The organism is Scytonema sp. NUACC21 (assembly GCF_054684315.1).
On the sequence record NZ_BAAFZH010000109.1, the window covers coordinates 320,765 to 337,075 of the forward strand.

16 protein-coding genes are annotated in these 16,311 nt (G+C 41.7%); 8 read left to right on the top strand and 8 right to left on the bottom strand.

Annotation, left to right across the window (positions count from 1 at the left end):
* Window positions 1–18 precede the first annotated feature (18 nt).
* Window positions 19–348, bottom strand: coding sequence for a DUF2973 domain-containing protein (locus ACYRY3_RS43540; protein WP_460208063.1), 330 nt, complete (start codon window positions 346–348; stop codon window positions 19–21).
* 214 nt (window positions 349–562) lie between these two features.
* Window positions 563–886, bottom strand: coding sequence for a DUF2605 domain-containing protein (locus tag ACYRY3_RS43545; protein ID WP_460208064.1), 324 nt, complete (start codon window positions 884–886; stop codon window positions 563–565).
* 1,083 nt (window positions 887–1,969) lie between these two features.
* On the opposite strand from ACYRY3_RS43545, the gene thrS reads away from it, so the two are divergent.
* From thrS to ACYRY3_RS43570, 5 genes are all read left to right on the top strand, one after another.
* Entirely contained in the window at window positions 1,970–3,796 is a 1,827-nt protein-coding gene (gene thrS, locus ACYRY3_RS43550; protein WP_460208065.1) for a threonine--tRNA ligase, read from the top strand.
* Window positions 3,797–3,871: 75 nt separating this feature from the next.
* On the top strand, window positions 3,872–4,060 hold the full coding sequence (locus tag ACYRY3_RS43555) for a hypothetical protein (protein ID WP_460208066.1): 189 nt from the start codon (window positions 3,872–3,874) through the stop codon (window positions 4,058–4,060).
* The gene (locus ACYRY3_RS43560) at window positions 4,045–4,350 is read left to right on the top strand and encodes a type II toxin-antitoxin system RelE/ParE family toxin (RefSeq protein WP_460208067.1); all 306 of its coding nucleotides are present in this window, start codon (window positions 4,045–4,047) and stop codon (window positions 4,348–4,350) included. Before ACYRY3_RS43555 ends, ACYRY3_RS43560 begins: the two co-directional genes overlap by 16 nt.
* 249 nt (window positions 4,351–4,599) lie before the next feature.
* Complete coding sequence (locus ACYRY3_RS43565) at window positions 4,600–5,067, top strand: MarR family winged helix-turn-helix transcriptional regulator (RefSeq protein WP_460208068.1); 468 nt, start codon at window positions 4,600–4,602, stop codon at window positions 5,065–5,067.
* Between the two features lie 115 nt (window positions 5,068–5,182).
* Window positions 5,183–5,752, top strand: a complete 570-nt coding sequence (locus ACYRY3_RS43570) for a hypothetical protein (RefSeq protein ID WP_460208069.1) — start codon at window positions 5,183–5,185, stop codon at window positions 5,750–5,752.
* Window positions 5,753–5,757: 5 nt separating this feature from the next.
* On the opposite strand, the gene bcp is transcribed toward ACYRY3_RS43570, so the two are convergent.
* The 3 genes from bcp to ACYRY3_RS43585 all read right to left on the bottom strand — a co-directional run bounded on the left by bcp (window position 5,758) and on the right by ACYRY3_RS43585 (window position 7,467).
* Entirely contained in the window at window positions 5,758–6,243 is a 486-nt protein-coding gene (gene bcp, locus ACYRY3_RS43575; protein WP_460208070.1) for a thioredoxin-dependent thiol peroxidase, read from the bottom strand.
* An 82-nt stretch (window positions 6,244–6,325) separates the two neighbouring features.
* On the bottom strand, window positions 6,326–6,832 hold the full coding sequence (locus ACYRY3_RS43580; RefSeq protein ID WP_460208071.1) for a pyridoxamine 5'-phosphate oxidase family protein: 507 nt from the start codon (window positions 6,830–6,832) through the stop codon (window positions 6,326–6,328).
* 167 nt (window positions 6,833–6,999) lie between these two features.
* Window positions 7,000–7,467 (bottom strand): GNAT family N-acetyltransferase, encoded by a 468-nt coding sequence (locus ACYRY3_RS43585; protein WP_460208072.1) that lies wholly within the window; start codon window positions 7,465–7,467, stop codon window positions 7,000–7,002.
* A 548-nt stretch (window positions 7,468–8,015) separates the two neighbouring features.
* Between ACYRY3_RS43585 and ACYRY3_RS43590 the strand changes: the two genes are divergently transcribed.
* Both ACYRY3_RS43590 and ACYRY3_RS43595 read left to right on the top strand, forming a co-directional pair.
* A complete protein-coding gene (locus ACYRY3_RS43590; RefSeq protein ID WP_460208073.1) occupies window positions 8,016–8,198 on the top strand; it encodes a DUF4278 domain-containing protein in 183 nt (60 codons plus the stop codon).
* 153 nt (window positions 8,199–8,351) lie between these two features.
* Window positions 8,352–10,052, top strand: a complete 1,701-nt coding sequence (locus ACYRY3_RS43595) for a tetratricopeptide repeat protein (RefSeq protein ID WP_460208074.1) — start codon at window positions 8,352–8,354, stop codon at window positions 10,050–10,052.
* 121 nt (window positions 10,053–10,173) lie between these two features.
* Here the strand turns inward: ACYRY3_RS43595 and zwf are convergent, their stop codons facing one another.
* Genes zwf through ACYRY3_RS43610 form a run of 3 tightly spaced genes read right to left on the bottom strand, consistent with a single transcriptional unit; the run spans window position 10,174 to window position 13,172 of the window.
* Complete coding sequence (gene zwf / locus ACYRY3_RS43600; protein ID WP_460208075.1) at window positions 10,174–11,712, bottom strand: glucose-6-phosphate dehydrogenase; 1,539 nt, start codon at window positions 11,710–11,712, stop codon at window positions 10,174–10,176.
* Window positions 11,713–11,721: 9 nt separating this feature from the next.
* On the bottom strand, window positions 11,722–12,738 hold the full coding sequence (gene gnd / locus ACYRY3_RS43605; RefSeq protein ID WP_460208076.1) for a phosphogluconate dehydrogenase (NAD(+)-dependent, decarboxylating): 1,017 nt from the start codon (window positions 12,736–12,738) through the stop codon (window positions 11,722–11,724).
* Window positions 12,739–12,749: 11 nt separating this feature from the next.
* Window positions 12,750–13,172: a hypothetical protein gene (locus tag ACYRY3_RS43610; protein WP_460208077.1), complete on the bottom strand. Its 423-nt coding sequence runs from the start codon at window positions 13,170–13,172 to the stop codon at window positions 12,750–12,752.
* A gap of 985 nt (window positions 13,173–14,157) precedes the next feature.
* Here ACYRY3_RS43610 and glgX point away from each other — a divergent pair.
* Window positions 14,158–16,278, top strand: a complete 2,121-nt coding sequence (glgX, locus tag ACYRY3_RS43615) for a glycogen debranching protein GlgX (RefSeq protein WP_460208078.1) — start codon at window positions 14,158–14,160, stop codon at window positions 16,276–16,278.
* Window positions 16,279–16,311 lie beyond the last annotated feature (33 nt).

Consider the following 16,311-nt stretch of genomic DNA (forward strand, 5'->3'; position numbering starts at 1 on the left):
CTACTCCCCACTCCGCGTTTATCCTTCCTCTTGTTGGTTTTCGATTTTCTGTCCTGGAGAAGCTTCGTATAATGCATCTAACTTTTGACGGGCGTCTTCAACGTTGATCGATCGCATAACCAAGAGTGGCTCTCTAATAAGGTTGCCGGTTGCGTCTAGTAGTTCCGGATGTGGTGTAAATTGCTTTTTCGATGAAATATAAGGATTTCCCCGCTCTCCTAGAGGTGCGGATCTTGGTGGGTACATCCGCTCTCTATCAAAACTAAACATAATCAAATTGCGGATTAAGTTAGCCACGGCTATAAAAGCAAGCAGGGTAAAAGCAAAAATGTAAAGCAGGTGTAACATTGTTTTTTCCTCCAAATTTAACAATTTTTAACAATTCGGTTTTTAAATGCAGTTAATCCCAACTATGCCAAATGGTTAACGCACTCAGAGTGCGCCTATTTCTGTAAAAATGAGAACTTTCAACTCAGAAAAAAGAATGGTAGCTTAGGGTACATATTAGTTTTTCAAAAAATGTTATAGAATTCTGACTATCTAACTTAATACTGCGGTCTCTCTACTGCTCATTATCTCTGATTTGACGAAAGCGCATCGCCACATTCCAACATTGTGATAGCAATTGATGCCAAGGCGTTAAAGTTGCCATATCAATCCCAACTTTGCCGTCCGTTGCATTAAAGAGCATCTTGGCTGTGTTCACTTCGTCTTGCGCTTGTTTAACACGCATAAGTAAGTCCGATTGTTCATGTGGACTCATAAATAAGAGCTGCTCTGTTTCCAGAAGTTCACGCGAGCGTGCAAACCAATACTGAAAATCTTCCAACAATGGCTGCAAAACCGTTTTTAGCAACTCCGATTCTGGTAAATTAGAGTCTTGCATAAATGAGATGCATATTCCTAACTTTATTACTAATATTAACCTTATTTAAGATTCTTAACATTTTTCCTCTCTCTCCCATAAGTCAGAAAAATCTAAAAATATGTAACATTAGTTACAGTTTATCCATTATATAAAGTCTTTCAGGCGGTTGTACAGATTCCCCAGAGGGATCTCAAAAAACCTTAATCAGTGGAGGCAAAGTCGCTGAAGAATTCCGAAGATGTATGTATTTTAAATCACATAGTAACTCCTGTCTCCCTGGTTACAAAAATTTTCACGTATTTGCTTGCTGTGTTACAAGTTACTCAGAAATGGGACTTTGTGACTGGTGTGAATACGCTCCAACACGATCGGGCAGCATTATTGTAATGCTAAACTTACAGATGCTCGTATAATTAACAGTTAGTGATATACAAGTTAAACTTGTGTACAGTTAAAGAAAACTATAAAATCAAAAAAGACACTTCCGTGGTTAACTCCTGTTAATAGCAGAAGGTCTTGACAATTGTATTGGTTGCTAGAGCGGTTACTCAAAGTCTTGTTCTAACTCTTTATTAGAAAAAACCTAGTAGCTGGGACTATAAAAATAAACCTAAAGCAAACAAACTCGTTATATTTAGAGTAGAGCCCGCACTTGAATGTGTATGCTAACTGTAGTTTAGTAAGGGAGAGACTGGAGGCGGCAAGTCTCTAGTGCGCTCTATTACTAGTAAAAAGTAATCAGGAACTCGCGATCGCATCTAGTTAATTTCTAAGCCTGTAGGTGGAGAAAAATCCAATTATGTTAAAAAAAGTTAAAAATCGGAAACCCTTACAAATGGGAGAGGACAAATGACAGCGTTCAGAAGTCCACTGTATTTGTACCGAGTTATTTATTGGTGACTTAATAGTTAGCTAAAAATAACTTGTTGAAAATATTAACGATGCATGCGTTTATTTGATGATACAAAATGCTAAGAGGATTAACCTAAGACAAACAAAAGTTTATGGACTTGAAATCAAGTTATGTTATATTTTTGTTTGATTTTTATAAATGAAATTCATAAGTAGATTTCAATCACTTCGCCAATACTTGTATAGCAGATGTCGCCAGAATCATCTAATAAACTAGAACAACCTGAAAAAATGTATTTGCCGCGTACTAGCGAGTCGGAAACTTTAAAAAAAATTCGCCACACGGCTTCTCATGTCATGGCGATGGCAGTACAAAAGCTCTTTCCCAAGGCACAAGTTACAATCGGTCCTTGGATTGAAAATGGCTTCTACTATGACTTTGATAATCCAGATCCTTTCTCAGAACAGGATTTGAAAGCCATTTATAAAGAAATGGTTAAAATTATCAACAGGAAATTACCAGTCATTCGGGAAGAAGTCAGTCGCGAAGAAGCTGAACGGCGTATCAAAGAAATTAATGAGCCTTATAAGCTAGAAATATTAGCAGATATTAAAGAGGAACCAATTACAATTTACCATTTGGGAAATGAATGGTGGGATTTGTGTGCCGGACCTCATGTAGAAAATACAAAAGACTTAAACCCAAAAGCAATTGAATTGGAAAGTGTGGCGGGAGCCTATTGGCGAGGAGATGAAACCAAACCCCAGTTGCAACGCATCTACGCTACCGCTTGGGAAAACCCAGAACAACTGGTTGAGTACAAACGGCGTAAAGAAGAAGCGCTGCGACGAGATCACCGAAGACTGGGTAAAGAACTGGGATTATTTATATTTTCTGACTTGGTGGGACCGGGGTTACCATTGTGGACGCCAAAGGGAACTTTGTTGAGGAGCCTTTTGGAGGACTTCCTCAAACAAGAACAGCTCAAACGTGGATATCTACCAGTAGTAACACCACACATTGCTAGAGTAGATTTATTCAAAACCTCCGGTCACTGGCAGAAATATAAGGAAGATATGTTCCCCCTGATGGCAGAGGATGAAGAAGCCGAAAAACAAGAGCAAGGTTTCGTTCTCAAGCCAATGAACTGCCCGTTCCACATTCAAATCTATAAAAGCACTCTACGCTCTTATAGGGAACTACCTATACGGTTGGCAGAGTTTGGTACCGTTTACCGCTACGAGCAATCTGGGGAATTGGGCGGGTTGACAAGGGTGAGAGGTTTCACTGTTGATGATTCTCACTTATTTGTAACGCCGGAACAGCTTGATAATGAATTCCTAAGTGTTGTGGATTTGATTCTGTCAGTCTTTAACAGCCTGCAACTAAAGAATTTTAAAGCCAGACTCAGTTTCCGCGACCGGGCAAGTGATAAGTACATTGGCTCGGATGATGTTTGGGACAAAGCAGAAGGAGCCATTCGCCGTGCTGTGGAACAACTGGGCATGGAGCATTTTTTGGGAATTGGGGAAGCAGCATTTTACGGACCCAAGCTGGACTTTATCTTTCGTGATGCCCTAGAGCGAGAGTGGCAACTCGGAACGGTGCAGGTGGATTATAACCTACCAGAACGGTTCGATCTGGAATATGTCGCTGAGGATGGTTCTCGCAAACGACCGGTCATGATTCACCGTGCGCCTTTCGGTTCCCTAGAACGGCTCATCGGCATCTTGATTGAAGAATATGCGGGGGATTTCCCATTGTGGTTAGCCCCAATACAAGCAAGATTGCTGCCAGTGGGCGAAGGACAACTCGATTTTGCTCAAGAGGTAGTAGCGAAGATGAGAATGCTGGGTATCCGCGCTGAAGTTGATACTAGTGGCGATCGCCTAGGCAAACTCATTCGCAATGCCGAGAAAGAAAAAATTCCTGTTATGGCAGTCGTGGGAGCAAAAGAGGTAGAAACAAATACCCTCAGTATCCGTACCCGCACTTCGGGAGAGTTAGGCACAATGCCTGTCTCCGAGGTGTTGGACAAGATGAAGGATGCTATTGCTAAGTACGAAAACTTTTAACAGAATGTAGAGTAAGGGTAGGTTCTTTGCCTACCCTTAAAAAATAATTCATATAAATTTACTAAAAAAAATGCTATGAGTACTACAAAGGAAAAAGTCCAATCTCTGCTGAGCAACCTACCAGACGATTGTTCTGTTGAGGATGTTCAATATCATCTCTACGTGCTTGAAAAAGTACGTCAGGGTTTGTTGGCAGTAGATAGTAAGGACACTATCTCTCAAGAGGAAGCCGAAGCGCTTTTACGTAAATGGCTTATCGAGTAGTTTGGTCTCCCAAAGCGCTTGAAGATGTAGACGCGATCGCGGCATACATATTTCGTGATTCTGCTTCCTATGCTGCCACGGTAGTTCAGAGAATACTTGACTCTTCTCGTAAGTTGGGCAAGCTTCCCTTTTCTGGACCTGTAGTTCCAGAATTTAATGACGATACCATCAGGGAACTGTTTGCTTACACTTACCGAATCATTTATCAGATTCAAGGTAACACTGTAACGATTGCGGCAGTTATTCATGGCAAAAGACTCTTAGCACAGGCACATTTGGAGACGGATTAATAAGATGAAAGACAATCAAAACACTGGAAAAGACAAAGTATGAAGGATAAAGGGTGAAGGATAAAAAAATTCATCCTTTATTCTTGAGCTTCATCCTTTCTTTACATAATTGCTTCAAACCCGATACCACTACCATCGGGTTTGTTTATTGGGAAAGTAGTGGAAATTTAGTTAATGTCTTGACTAAATATGTATTGAGTACTTATAGTTAAAGAACAACAGCCAACAAAAAATCAAACCTGCCTTCTCATGTCCGATCCGTCCACTCATCAAAACTTTCTGAAACAGTGGCGTCATTTTTTAGCACCATATGACATGGGGTATAAATTTAGGCTGGTTTCCCAGCTGATGTACCGAGATTTTTTGGGAAAACTAGAACCTTTTGGTCTGACTCCCTTTCATTGGTTTGTACTGTGTTGTCTGTGGGAAGAAGATGGTCTGCCAACTTCAGTTATTGCTGAGAAACTTGGACAGTTAGGTGCGACTTTAACCGGTGTTGTAGACCGGATGGAAGAACGTCACCTAGTGCGTCGAGAACGCGATACTTCAGACAGGCGGATGGTTCGGATTTGGCTAACCCCTGAAGGTGAACGATTAAAAGAAGTTTTACCTCCGTTGGGAGAAAAAGTGATTGAAAAAGCTTTGGCTGGAATTACAGAGCCCGAGCGGGAATTTCTGGAGAACATTCTGGAGCGTATTGTGTCGAATCTCGATTAAAACACGAGTCCGATCCAAGAAGATAATTTTGGCTTCATTACTTAAAACATTAAATATCAACCTATTAATAAAAACCCAAATGCAAATACCCAATGTCAAGCACCAGGAGAGTAAAATGACTGCCGTCAATGGGAAAGAGAAGGAAAACAAAGCTCCAAGACTCAGCATCGCGCAGAAAAACTGGCTGCTAACAGCTCATGTAAGTTTTGCTGCGCTTTGGACGGGAACCGTGTTGAGTATGTTTCTCCTGGCTTGGAGAAATCAACATTCAACCCATGCCGATATTCTGTATGCTCTGAACTCAGCTATTAACCTGTTGGACGATTTCATTGTGATTCCCTCTGCGATCGGTTCTTTAGTAACTGGTACATTGCTGTGCTGGCTGACAGTCTGGGGATTTTTCAAGTTTTACTGGGTGATTGCGAAGTGGATTGTGACCGTTGTTCTAATTGTCTTCGGTACGTTCTGGCTTTTTCCTTGGGGAAATGCTGCAACTGCCATGTCCCAGGAGCAAAGACTGCAAGCATTACAAAATCCGCTTTATACGTTTGATGCCAAAGGAGTACTTGTTGGTACTTTTGTGCAGGTTTTGTGTCTCGTAACCATGATTGGTATTTCCATTATCAAACCGTGGGGAAGACGACTGACAAAGGACACTGGACAAATGACCACCAAAACTTGTTAACTGTTTTAAGCCTGACCGGATAATTTTTGCAATTGAGTGAGTACTGCAGCTGCATGACCCTTTGCTTTAACTTTTGCCCAGGTGTAGGCAATAGTTTGGTCAGGTGCAATGAGAAAGGTTGAACGCTCGACACCCATGTATTCCTTACCCATAAACTTTTTCAATCGCCATGCTCCATAAGCGTCAGCCATTTGGTGCTCTGGATCGCTTAATAATGTAATGGACAAGTTATGCTTGTTGATAAATTTACAATGAGATTTTTCCGAATCTACACTCACCCCTAGAATTTTGGCACCCAATTGGCTAAATTCTTGATTTAACTCAGTGAAGTCCTTAGCTTCAGTTGTACAACCAGGAGTGTCATCTTTGGGGTAAAAGTATAGGACAATCCACTGACCGGAGAAATCACCCAAACTCACTTGATGACCATCTTGGTCTGGTGCGGAAAAATCAGGTGCTTTTTGTCCTGGTTGAGGTATTTTATCTACCATAAAATAGTCGGGGCGATGTGTTAAATTAAACGCACAAAAACCCGGTCTTTTCAAAAAACCGGGTTTTTCTACTGCAGTTATTTTACCTCAAGCTGACTTTTTCATTTTCGCCAACATTAGCTTTTTCGCCTGTGGTTATTGCCTTTACCAAACCAATTGTATGTGCTACAAAACCTGATGGGGCATCCCAGTATTCAGCCTTTTCTACATTGACTTTCAGTAAAGCAAGATCGGGTTCTTCCAGTTCTTTGGGAAACCAAGCTTTGAGTTGGGGTTTCCACAACTGTTGTATCTTGTTGCGATCGCGCACCAGTTGAGCTTTACCCGACATCGAAACATAGGTTTGCGCTTTAGGGTCAGAAAAACTGACGTTGACCTCTTGGTGCTGCTTAATTTCTATAACTTTATGGGAACTGGCATAGGTGAAGAACCAAAGGTCGCCGTCAAATTCGACCTCTGAGTTGGTTGACATGGGACGGCTGTGCAGACTACCGTCTTCATCGACAGTAGTTAGCATCCCAATGTCCATATCTTCGATCAGTTCACGCAGCTTCTTAAGTTGTTGATTGCGGTCTTGTGAATCTGTCATTTTTACTACTCTTATCTCTACTATCTTCAATCAGCAACCAGTGAACAGTAACCAGTGAACAAATCACCAAGTAATTCATAAGTAACTGGTAACTGATAACTGATAACTATTTTTAGTGTTAGCGCCTATACAAAATTAATACTTGAGCCTAGAGATGGAGTTTTACCTTATTTCTCACCTTGGTAATGCATAAATACTACGGGAACACCTATCAGCCTCTTCCCTAATTGAGATAATCCAAACTTACGTTTGAGCGATGGCGGTAAATCCTCAAAAGAGACTGGTATAAAGCCAAAACGGCTGTAAAACAATGGTAGCTGCTGACCCAGACATTCCAAATACAATGGCAAAGTGGCTTGGTTAATCAGATGCTGTGTCAAAACAGACCCCAAACCACAACCTTGATGTGCAGGTAATACCACCAAACTACCAAGTTCTTGTGCGCCAGAAAAGTTGCGGAGTTGTCCGCACGCTACGATATGCCCATTGCACTCTATGAGCCAAAACTGCTGCCATTGGATTTGAGTGGGGTCAAGTTTTGCCCTAAGTACTAGTAACCGAATAGACCAGATGTCCTCAGATATGGCTTTGCGAAGGATACATCCTGTTGGCAACGAAAGATTGCTTTGGGTCATAGCAGTTTATAAATCATATATCATCTTTTTTGACAAGCTGAAATTGAATGTTAAATCGCTATCTCAATGTTACATGAAATTAAGTTTGTCATAAAATGTCATAAAAAGTAATAGCTTAACCGCTAGGAATTCAACTTTTACGAAAACCTTCCAATTGCAGATGAATCTAGGTATAGAGTCAAATTCGGAAAGAAAATTCCAAACCAAAAAATCCAGATAAAGTTAATAAATTTGAAATCAATAAAAACTAAATTTCTTAAACAAGGAGTTGTAAATCGTGCAAGTGAATTCCCAAGAATTATGCGATAAATTGAATCCTCTAGTTCATGAAAATTTTGACAATATCTTTGCCCAAAATCCAGGCTGTACTTCAAATTCTAACTATGTGAAAACTAGTGCTGGAAAACCTCGTATCACTGCTAAATGGTATAAAGAAAACGGCAAAATGATTTGTAAGTGGATACCTATGTAAAAACTGTAAGTTCTGACATCACTAGAAATTCTTCATAATTTATTAAACAATATAACAGCAAAAGGAGCCTTATAGTATGCGTCTAACCTATCGTGGTTTACCCTATACCTCTAGTTCTCAAACTGTTGAGACTATTGCATCTGATATTTCTGCACGGTTTCTCGGACAAGTCTATCAAATTCGTCTTCCAGCAGATCCTTATGTACCTCAGCCAGCAACTAGTCTCCGGTTTCGCGGGTCTTTATATTTCAAAGTTTAAACATCTTGAGACATAAGTAGGTGAGTGAGAATAAAGCCAAGTAAATGAAGAAATGTAAAAAAATAACAAATAACAAAAAATAATCTGAACTAACTAACTTTATTTATGCGAACCTACTTATACGAAAGTTAGAGATTCCAATGGGAGATTTTAATGAACAAAAAATTGATTTTATTTACTTTGTTTGTTGTGATGGCAGTTGGACTATTTGCATATCCCAACAAAATATTTAAACAAGCGATCGCAAATCAGTCTAGTAGCATTCATAGTGGTTCGCCTCATCCCTGGGTGAAGCTGCTGGATAATTTGGGCAATCACCATCATCCCATCTCCACCAGATCGAAACTTGCCCAACGCTACTTTGACCAAGGGCTTATCCTATCCTATGGATTCAATCATGCTATGGCAGCACGCTCTTTCCAAGAAGCAGCAAGGCTAGATCCTAACTGTGCCATGTGCTATTGGGGACTTGCACTGGTACAAGGGCCAAATATTAATGCACCGATGAACCCAGAAGCTATACCACCAGCATCTCAAGCATTGCAAAAAGCAATTGAATTAAGTAGAAATGCGACCCCGAGAGAAAAAGCTTATATTCAGGCGCTAGCAAAGCGCTATTCTTCACAACCAGTTGAAGACCGCAAACCTTTAGATATTGCCTACGTTAATGCAATGCGAGAGGTAAAACAACGTTATCCAGATGATTTGGATGCAGCGACTCTGTTTGGTGAAGCCCTTATGGATACCATGCCTTGGAATTACTGGACAAGAGATGGTAAAGCCAATCCAGGGACAAATGAACTTCTTTCTACATTGGAATCTATCTTAGAACGCAATCCCAATCATCCAGGGGCACTTCACTTACATATCCATGCTGTGGAAGCATCTTCTTATCCAGAAGGCGGTGTAGCTAGTGCAGACCGCCTCCGGGATTTAGTTCCGGCTGCTGGTCATTTGGTGCATATGCCCGGTCATATCTATATTAGAGTAGGGCGATATCATGATGCAGTTATTGCAAATCAAAAAGCGATCGCTGCTGACAAGAACTTCATGTCCGAGACCCAATGCCACACGAAAGGTCTTTACCAGCTGGCTTACGTACCCCATAACTATCATTTCCTTTTAGCAGGTGCTGTGATGGCGGGAGAGGGTAAACTAGCCATTCAAACAGCCCGCGAGACATCTGAGATAGCAGATCCAAAAGTGATGCGGCAACTGGGATATGGGACTTTGCAGCATTACTACGCATTGCCATTTTACACTTTAACAAAGTTTGGTAAGTGGGATGAGATTCTCAAAGAGCCAGCACTAGCAGCAGACCTAAAGTATCCCAATGGAGTTTGGCATTATGCAAGGGGAATGGCGCTTACAGCAAAAGGTCAACTCAAGCAAGCAGCAGAGGAATTAGACAAGGTAAGAGCTATTACTGCTGACCCAGCCTTGCAAAAAGTCACGGTTTGGGATATAAATTCCAGCGTCAGCTTGATGAAAATTGCATCTGAGGTTTTAGCGGGTGAACTAGCTGCGAAACAAAAAGATTATACACAAGCGATCGCTCACCTAAAAACTGCTGTTTCACTGGAGGACAATCTGAGATATGACGAGCCTGCAACTTGGTACTCTCCAGTTCGGCAATCATTAGGAGCCGTTTTGCTTGAGGCTAACCGCGTGACAGAGGCTGAAACTGTGTACCGGGAAGATTTAGAACGCTATCCCGAAAATGGATGGTCACTTCTAGGACTTGCACAAAGTTTAACTGCACAAGGCAAGACAAAGGAAGCTCAGTCCGTGCAAAAGCGCTTCGAGCAAGCCTGGAAGTATGCCGATGTCAAGCTGGTTGCTTCGCGGTTGTGATTCTATACTGAATCTAGTACACGGGGCGCGAAAATAAGGCTACCATTGCAAGTTTGACAACGATTTGCAACGGTAGTCTGTTAATTTGATCCTTTAGCCTTGATACTTCACCCTTTTTGTACTAGTCTATTCTTCGCCATTGCCTACCGTCGCGCTCTAGCAAATGGTCTGCTTCTAATGGTCCCCAAGTTCCGGCAGCGTAATTAGCAAAATCTCTTGCTGGTAAAGCTTTCCAGACATCTAGAATTGGCGTAACTACACTCCAGCTTAATTCTACGTTGTCTGACCGCTGAAACAGGGTTGCATCACCAATCATGCAGTCGTAGAGCAGAGTCTCGTATCCTGTGGTTCGCGTAGTGGCAAAATAATCACTGTAGGCAAAATCCATTTCTACTAAGCCCATGCGTACCGTAGGACCGGGAATTTTTGCTCCGAATTGCAAGCTAATGCCTTCATTTGGCTGAATGCGGAGTACAAGGAAATTGGCACTTAGTTGAGAGATTGAGGTTTGACGGAACAGTAAAGAGGGAACCTGTTTGAACTGGATAGCAATTTCCGTTACCCGGTGAGGTAAGCGTTTACCAGTCCGCAGATAAAACGGCACACCTGCCCAACGCCAGTTATCAATCATCAACTTTAAAGCGGCGAAGGTTTCAGTTTGCGAATCGGGGGCAACGCGAGGCTCGGAGCGGTAGGCAGGCACTTGCTCACCTTTGATGACCCCTTCACCGTACTGTCCTCGAACAGTTTGGGTAAGAACTTCTTCCGGTGTTAGGGGTTGTATCGCCTTCAATAGTTTAGACTTTTCATCTCTGACAGCATCAGCTTCAAATGAGACTGGTGGTTCCATTGTGACCATTGCCAGTAGCTGGAACATATGGTTTTGTACCATGTCCCGAACTGCCCCTGCCCCTTCGTAAAAACCGCCTCTACCCTCGACTCCCACTGTTTCCGCTACAGTGATTTGTACATGGTCGATGTAGCGGCGGTTCCAAACTGGCTCAAATAATCCGTTGCCAAACCGGAAGACTAGGATATTTTGCACAGTCTCTTTACCGAGGTAGTGGTCGATGCGATAAATCTGGTTTTCCGCAAGCACGCTACTAATAGTTTTGTTGAGGGCGCGGGCAGACTCTAAATCGTGCCCAAAGGGTTTCTCGATAATCACGCGCCGCCAGTGTCCGTTTTCTTCCTGAGTCAGCCCAATAACACCAAGTTGCCAAATGATGTCGCAGAAGTAGTTGGGTGCAGTTGCTAAGTAGTAAAGGTAATTGCCGCCTGTACCGCACTCTTGGTCTACAGTTGCCAGCAAACTTTGTAACTGGTTATAGGTGTTGGGATCGTGGAAGTCACCCATGAGATAATAAAATCTCTGCTCGAACCATTGCCATAACTGTGCATCTACGGTTGTGGTGGCAAATTCATGAATTTCTCGGCTCAGTTTAGTGCGAAAGTCATCGTGACTCATGGGAGCCCGACCCACACCAATGATTGCAAACTCCTTGGGTAGTAAGTTACTGCGGGCCAAATTGTAGAGGGCGGGTATTAACAAGCGCTTGGTCAAATCTCCCGCAGCACCGAATATCACCATAGCGCAAGGACCCGCAGGTTGGCTGAGTTTTTTTTCTCCTAGAACGTTGGCTGTGTTTGTTAACGTCATGGCTTACTCTCAACTATGTTGTTCAACGTGTCCGCCAAATTGATAGCGCATGGCAGAGAGCACTTTGTCGGCAAACTCATCTTCTCCACGTGAGGTGAAACGTTGGTAGAGTGCAGCGCTGAGAACTGGTGCTGGAGTTCCGGTATCAATAGCCGCGTTTATTGTCCAGCGCCCTTCGCCAGAGTCTGACACACGACCAGCGAATTTTGCTAGGTCTGGTTGCTCAAGGAGTGCGATCGCAGTCAAGTCTAGCAACCACGAGCCAATGACACTACCGCGACGCCATACTTCTGTAATGTCTGTGAGGTTCAAGTCGTACTGATAGTGTTCGGGATTTCGCAATGGTGCTGTCTCTGCATCGGAACTCCGATTTTGCTTACCGATGTTGGCATGGTGAAGAATGTTCAAACCTTCGGCATAGGCTGCCATAATGCCGTATTCAATTCCATTGTGAACCATTTTTACAAAGTGCCCAGCACCGCTAGGTCCACAATGCAAATAGCCCTCTTCAGCTGTACCACCGACTTTCTCCCGCCCTGGTGTGCGTGGATTGGCACCGCGTCCTGGTGCAAGTGTCTTGAAGATGGGATCGAGGTACTCAACTGCTTCAGATGGTCCACCAATCATCATGCAGTATCCGCGTTCCAGCCCCCATACACCACCGCTAGTTCCAATATCAAGATAGTGAATGCCTTGAGATGCAAGTTCTTGCGATCGCCGAATATCATCTATGTATTGGGAGTTACCACCATCAATGATTATGTCTCCTGTTTCCAGTTTCAAAGAAAGTTCTTGCACCATCTTCTCAGTTGTATCGCCAGCTGGAAGCATGAGCCAGACAACACGAGGCTTACTGAGTTTTTCAATAAAATCTTCTAGAGTGTAAGTCCCTTTTGCTCCTTCTGCAGCTAATTGTTTTATTTTTTCTGGAGTCCGGTTAAATACTACACACCCATGCCCGTAGCGCAGCAGGCGTCGCACAATATTTCCACCCATGCGTCCAAGACCAATCATACCAATTTCCATTTGTTTTCTCCTTAGTGTCTTATTGCTTTGCTTTCCTCCGATGCTTCTAGATCGGAGAGTTCAACTAATTTTTTTAATTGGAGATATGCTTCTTCTGGAGTCAGAGGATCGGATTCATTTTCATGAGGGATATAGAATTGCCAGGTATCTGAAAAATAACGGATAACAAAACTAGGAATTAACCCTAACTCCATTGCCCTTTTTCCCAGTTCTTCTGCTCTTTCTGCCAAAGTGGTTTCATCGTGGAAAGAATAGTCAATCATATACTGCAAAACCTTATTTTGAAGGAACATTTGAGGAAAGATTATCTCTAACGGAAAACTCGATGCGTAAGCGTAAGAGTTGAGATATGATGAATGCGGACGGAGATAAACTTGTCCGCAAGCAAAGTTAACCTTTAAGCTGAAGAGAGAGCGAGACAAGTGAGTCTTCATAAATCTTCAAAGAAACTTCTACACATATCTGAAATTTTTTATCAAGTTTTAATTTGTCTGAGAACGTTATGATTTTCGGTGTATTAAATACAACTTTTTGTTATGAGTTTGTAAAAATCAATACTTCAAAGATATACAGTACCACTAAAATAGTGACAAGTCCCCCCTACTTAAGCAGAGGAAATATAGTAGCTGACAAGTAGATATTCTAGAGAACTCCTACCTTTCTGAATCTAACTTGTTGTAATCTTCCATCTTCATATAGAGTTTTAGCAAGTTAAGATAGAAAAGTCAAGCAGAAAATTTTGAGTGTTTGGTTGTTAAGAATGCAGCCCAGATTCCGTATCCTGAAGTGTCACATACTCTAAGCTGTAGGTAAATTATTTTTTGGAATTCTCTAACCTATTGACAAAATATATGTTTTTTAACCTGTTAAAGATGGTTATTTTAGTTGTAATTACATTATTTTGCAGACCAAAAAAAATACAAACTTATTCCAAAATTTCAACCCTTGCAATCATGCTTTACGTTCCTTAAAGTTAATCATAATAGTCAATAAAAAACATGATGTTTTTGAGCAATCAATTCATTTATGGTTGTAAAAACAAAAAATTCTTGAGTTTGTCTTAATGAAAATAAGCTTTTGATTCCATATTAATTCTAGACAAAGGATTGAACCAATAGATATGAAAAAAATTGTAATTCTAAATCTTTTTTTTCTAGAACCACCAAACTTAGGTTTCACTCATAGCTTTCTTACTGCGCTTGTAGAAAGCATGAATAGCAGCAATTCATAACAGGTGCCTTATTTTCACATAAACAATTGAGAACAAAGCAAAATAACCTTGCCGAGTGGTCTCAACATTAAATGCGATGAAATTGCGACAGTATTTAACCCAGATGTTAAAGTCGAAAAGCCTGACCGAAGTAATAGATATAGGCAAATAGCGATAAGTTCAAATTCTGTAAAGAGCAAAAAAACAAAATGAATGCAACAATATTTACTAATCAAGGTGAATCAGCTACAACTATTTATCAAGTAGAACCTGGACGCTCGCATCCTTTAGGTGCGTTGTTAGACAAAAACGGAGTGAATTTTTCAATATTTTCAGAATATGCCACATCTGTCGAATTGTTGTTGTTTAATAAACATGACGATTTAGAACCTATACAGATTATTCAATTAAACCCAAAAATAAATAAAACTTTTTATGTATGGCATGTTTATGTAAGAGGATTGAAAGTCGGCGCTGCCTACGCCTATCGAGTTGACGGTCCTCAGGATTTACACGGTTCGGGACACCGATTCAACAAAAATAAGGTATTGATCGATCCTTACTCTAAAAGTAATAGTAATGCCCTTTGGAACCGCATAGATGCTTTGGGACCGGAAGACAATTTGACTACTTCGATGCGTAGTGTCGTCATTGATATCTCAGATTATGACTGGGAAGGCGATTGTCCTCTCAAACGACCAATGAGTGAGACCATTATTTATGAGATGCATGTTGGCGGATTTACTAAGTCACCTACTTCAGGATGCAAACATGACGGGACTTTCTCTGGAATCATTGAGAAAATCCCTTATCTAAAAGAATTGGGCATCACAGCTGTTGAACTTTTGCCAATATTTGACTTTGATGAACAGGATACTATTCGAGAAGTCAACGGTACACCACTCAAAGACTACTGGGGATACAACCCGCATAGCTTTTTTGCCCCTGAAACTTCATATTGTGCTTCCCCTACTGAAAGAAGCCCAATTAAGGAGTTTCGAGACATGGTCAAAGCATTGCACAAGGTCGGAATCGAGGTTATTTTGGATGTGGTCTTTAACCACACTGCTGAAGGCAATCATCTTGGTCCAACAATCAACTTCAAAGGTTTTGATAATAGCGTCTACTATCACCTTGTGCCGCATGACAGACAGTACTACATGGACTACTCCGGGTGTGGAGACACTGTTAACTGTAACCATCCTATGGTAACTAAGTTGATTGTGGATTGTCTGGAATTTTGGGTGAAAGAAATGCACGTTGATGGCTTCCGCTTTGATGAAGGCTCCATCCTTGCTCGCGGTCAGGACGGAACGCCAATGACCCATCCACCAGTCATCTGGAATATTGAGACATCGGAAGTCTTAGCTGATACCAAAATGATTGCTGAGGCTTGGGATGCCGGTGGGCTCTATCAAATTGGTGACTTTCCTGGTTATCGTTGTGCAGAATGGAACGGACGTTTCCGAGATGACATTCGGCGTTTTGTTAAAGGGGAACCGGGACTTGTGGCGGCAGTTGCTTCGCGTATTGCTGGAAGTGCCGACCTCTACGAGGCACGCTCGCATTTACCAATTAACAGCATCAACTTCATCACTTGTCATGATGGGTTTACGCTTAACGATTTAGTTTCATACAACTACAAGCATAACGAAGCCAATGGTGAGGATAATAGGGATGGCATCAATGACAATTTGAGCTGGAACTGTGGGGTTGAAGGAGAGACTGACAATCCAGAAATAAATGCATTGCGGCGGCGACAAATTAAAAATTTTGCCACTATTCTCTTGGTTTCTCAAGGTGTACCAATGATTTTGGCTGGGGATGAAGTCAGACGCACTCAAAAGGGCAACAACAACGCCTACTGCCAAGACAATGAAATGAGTTGGTTTAATTGGGATTTTGTAGAAAAGAATTCTGATACACTCAGGTTTTTTAAGTTAATGATTGATTTCCGCAAGCGCAGTTGTAATCCTACCTTGCGCCGCCGCCATTTCTTCACTGGAGAAATTAATGAGCGCGGTTTAGCAGATATTTCTTGGCATAGTTGCAAGTTATTCAGCCCAGGTTGGGACGATCCGAATGCCAGAGCCCTAGCATTTACTCTCGCAGGCTTTGAAGGGGCAGCAGATATACACGTTATGCTCAATATGTACTGGGAGGCTCTCAATTTTGAAATTCCCTTTGTTGAGGGTAGAGAATGGTACAGAATTGTAGATACGGCTGAGCCTTCACCCAGAGATATTGCAGATTTGGGGAAAGAGACTGTAGTTTCAGATAATTCCTATATTGTTCAAAACCGTAGCATTGTCGTTTTAATTTCCAAGTAGTTTTTAGCTATTTAATTTCCACTTATGGAGAAA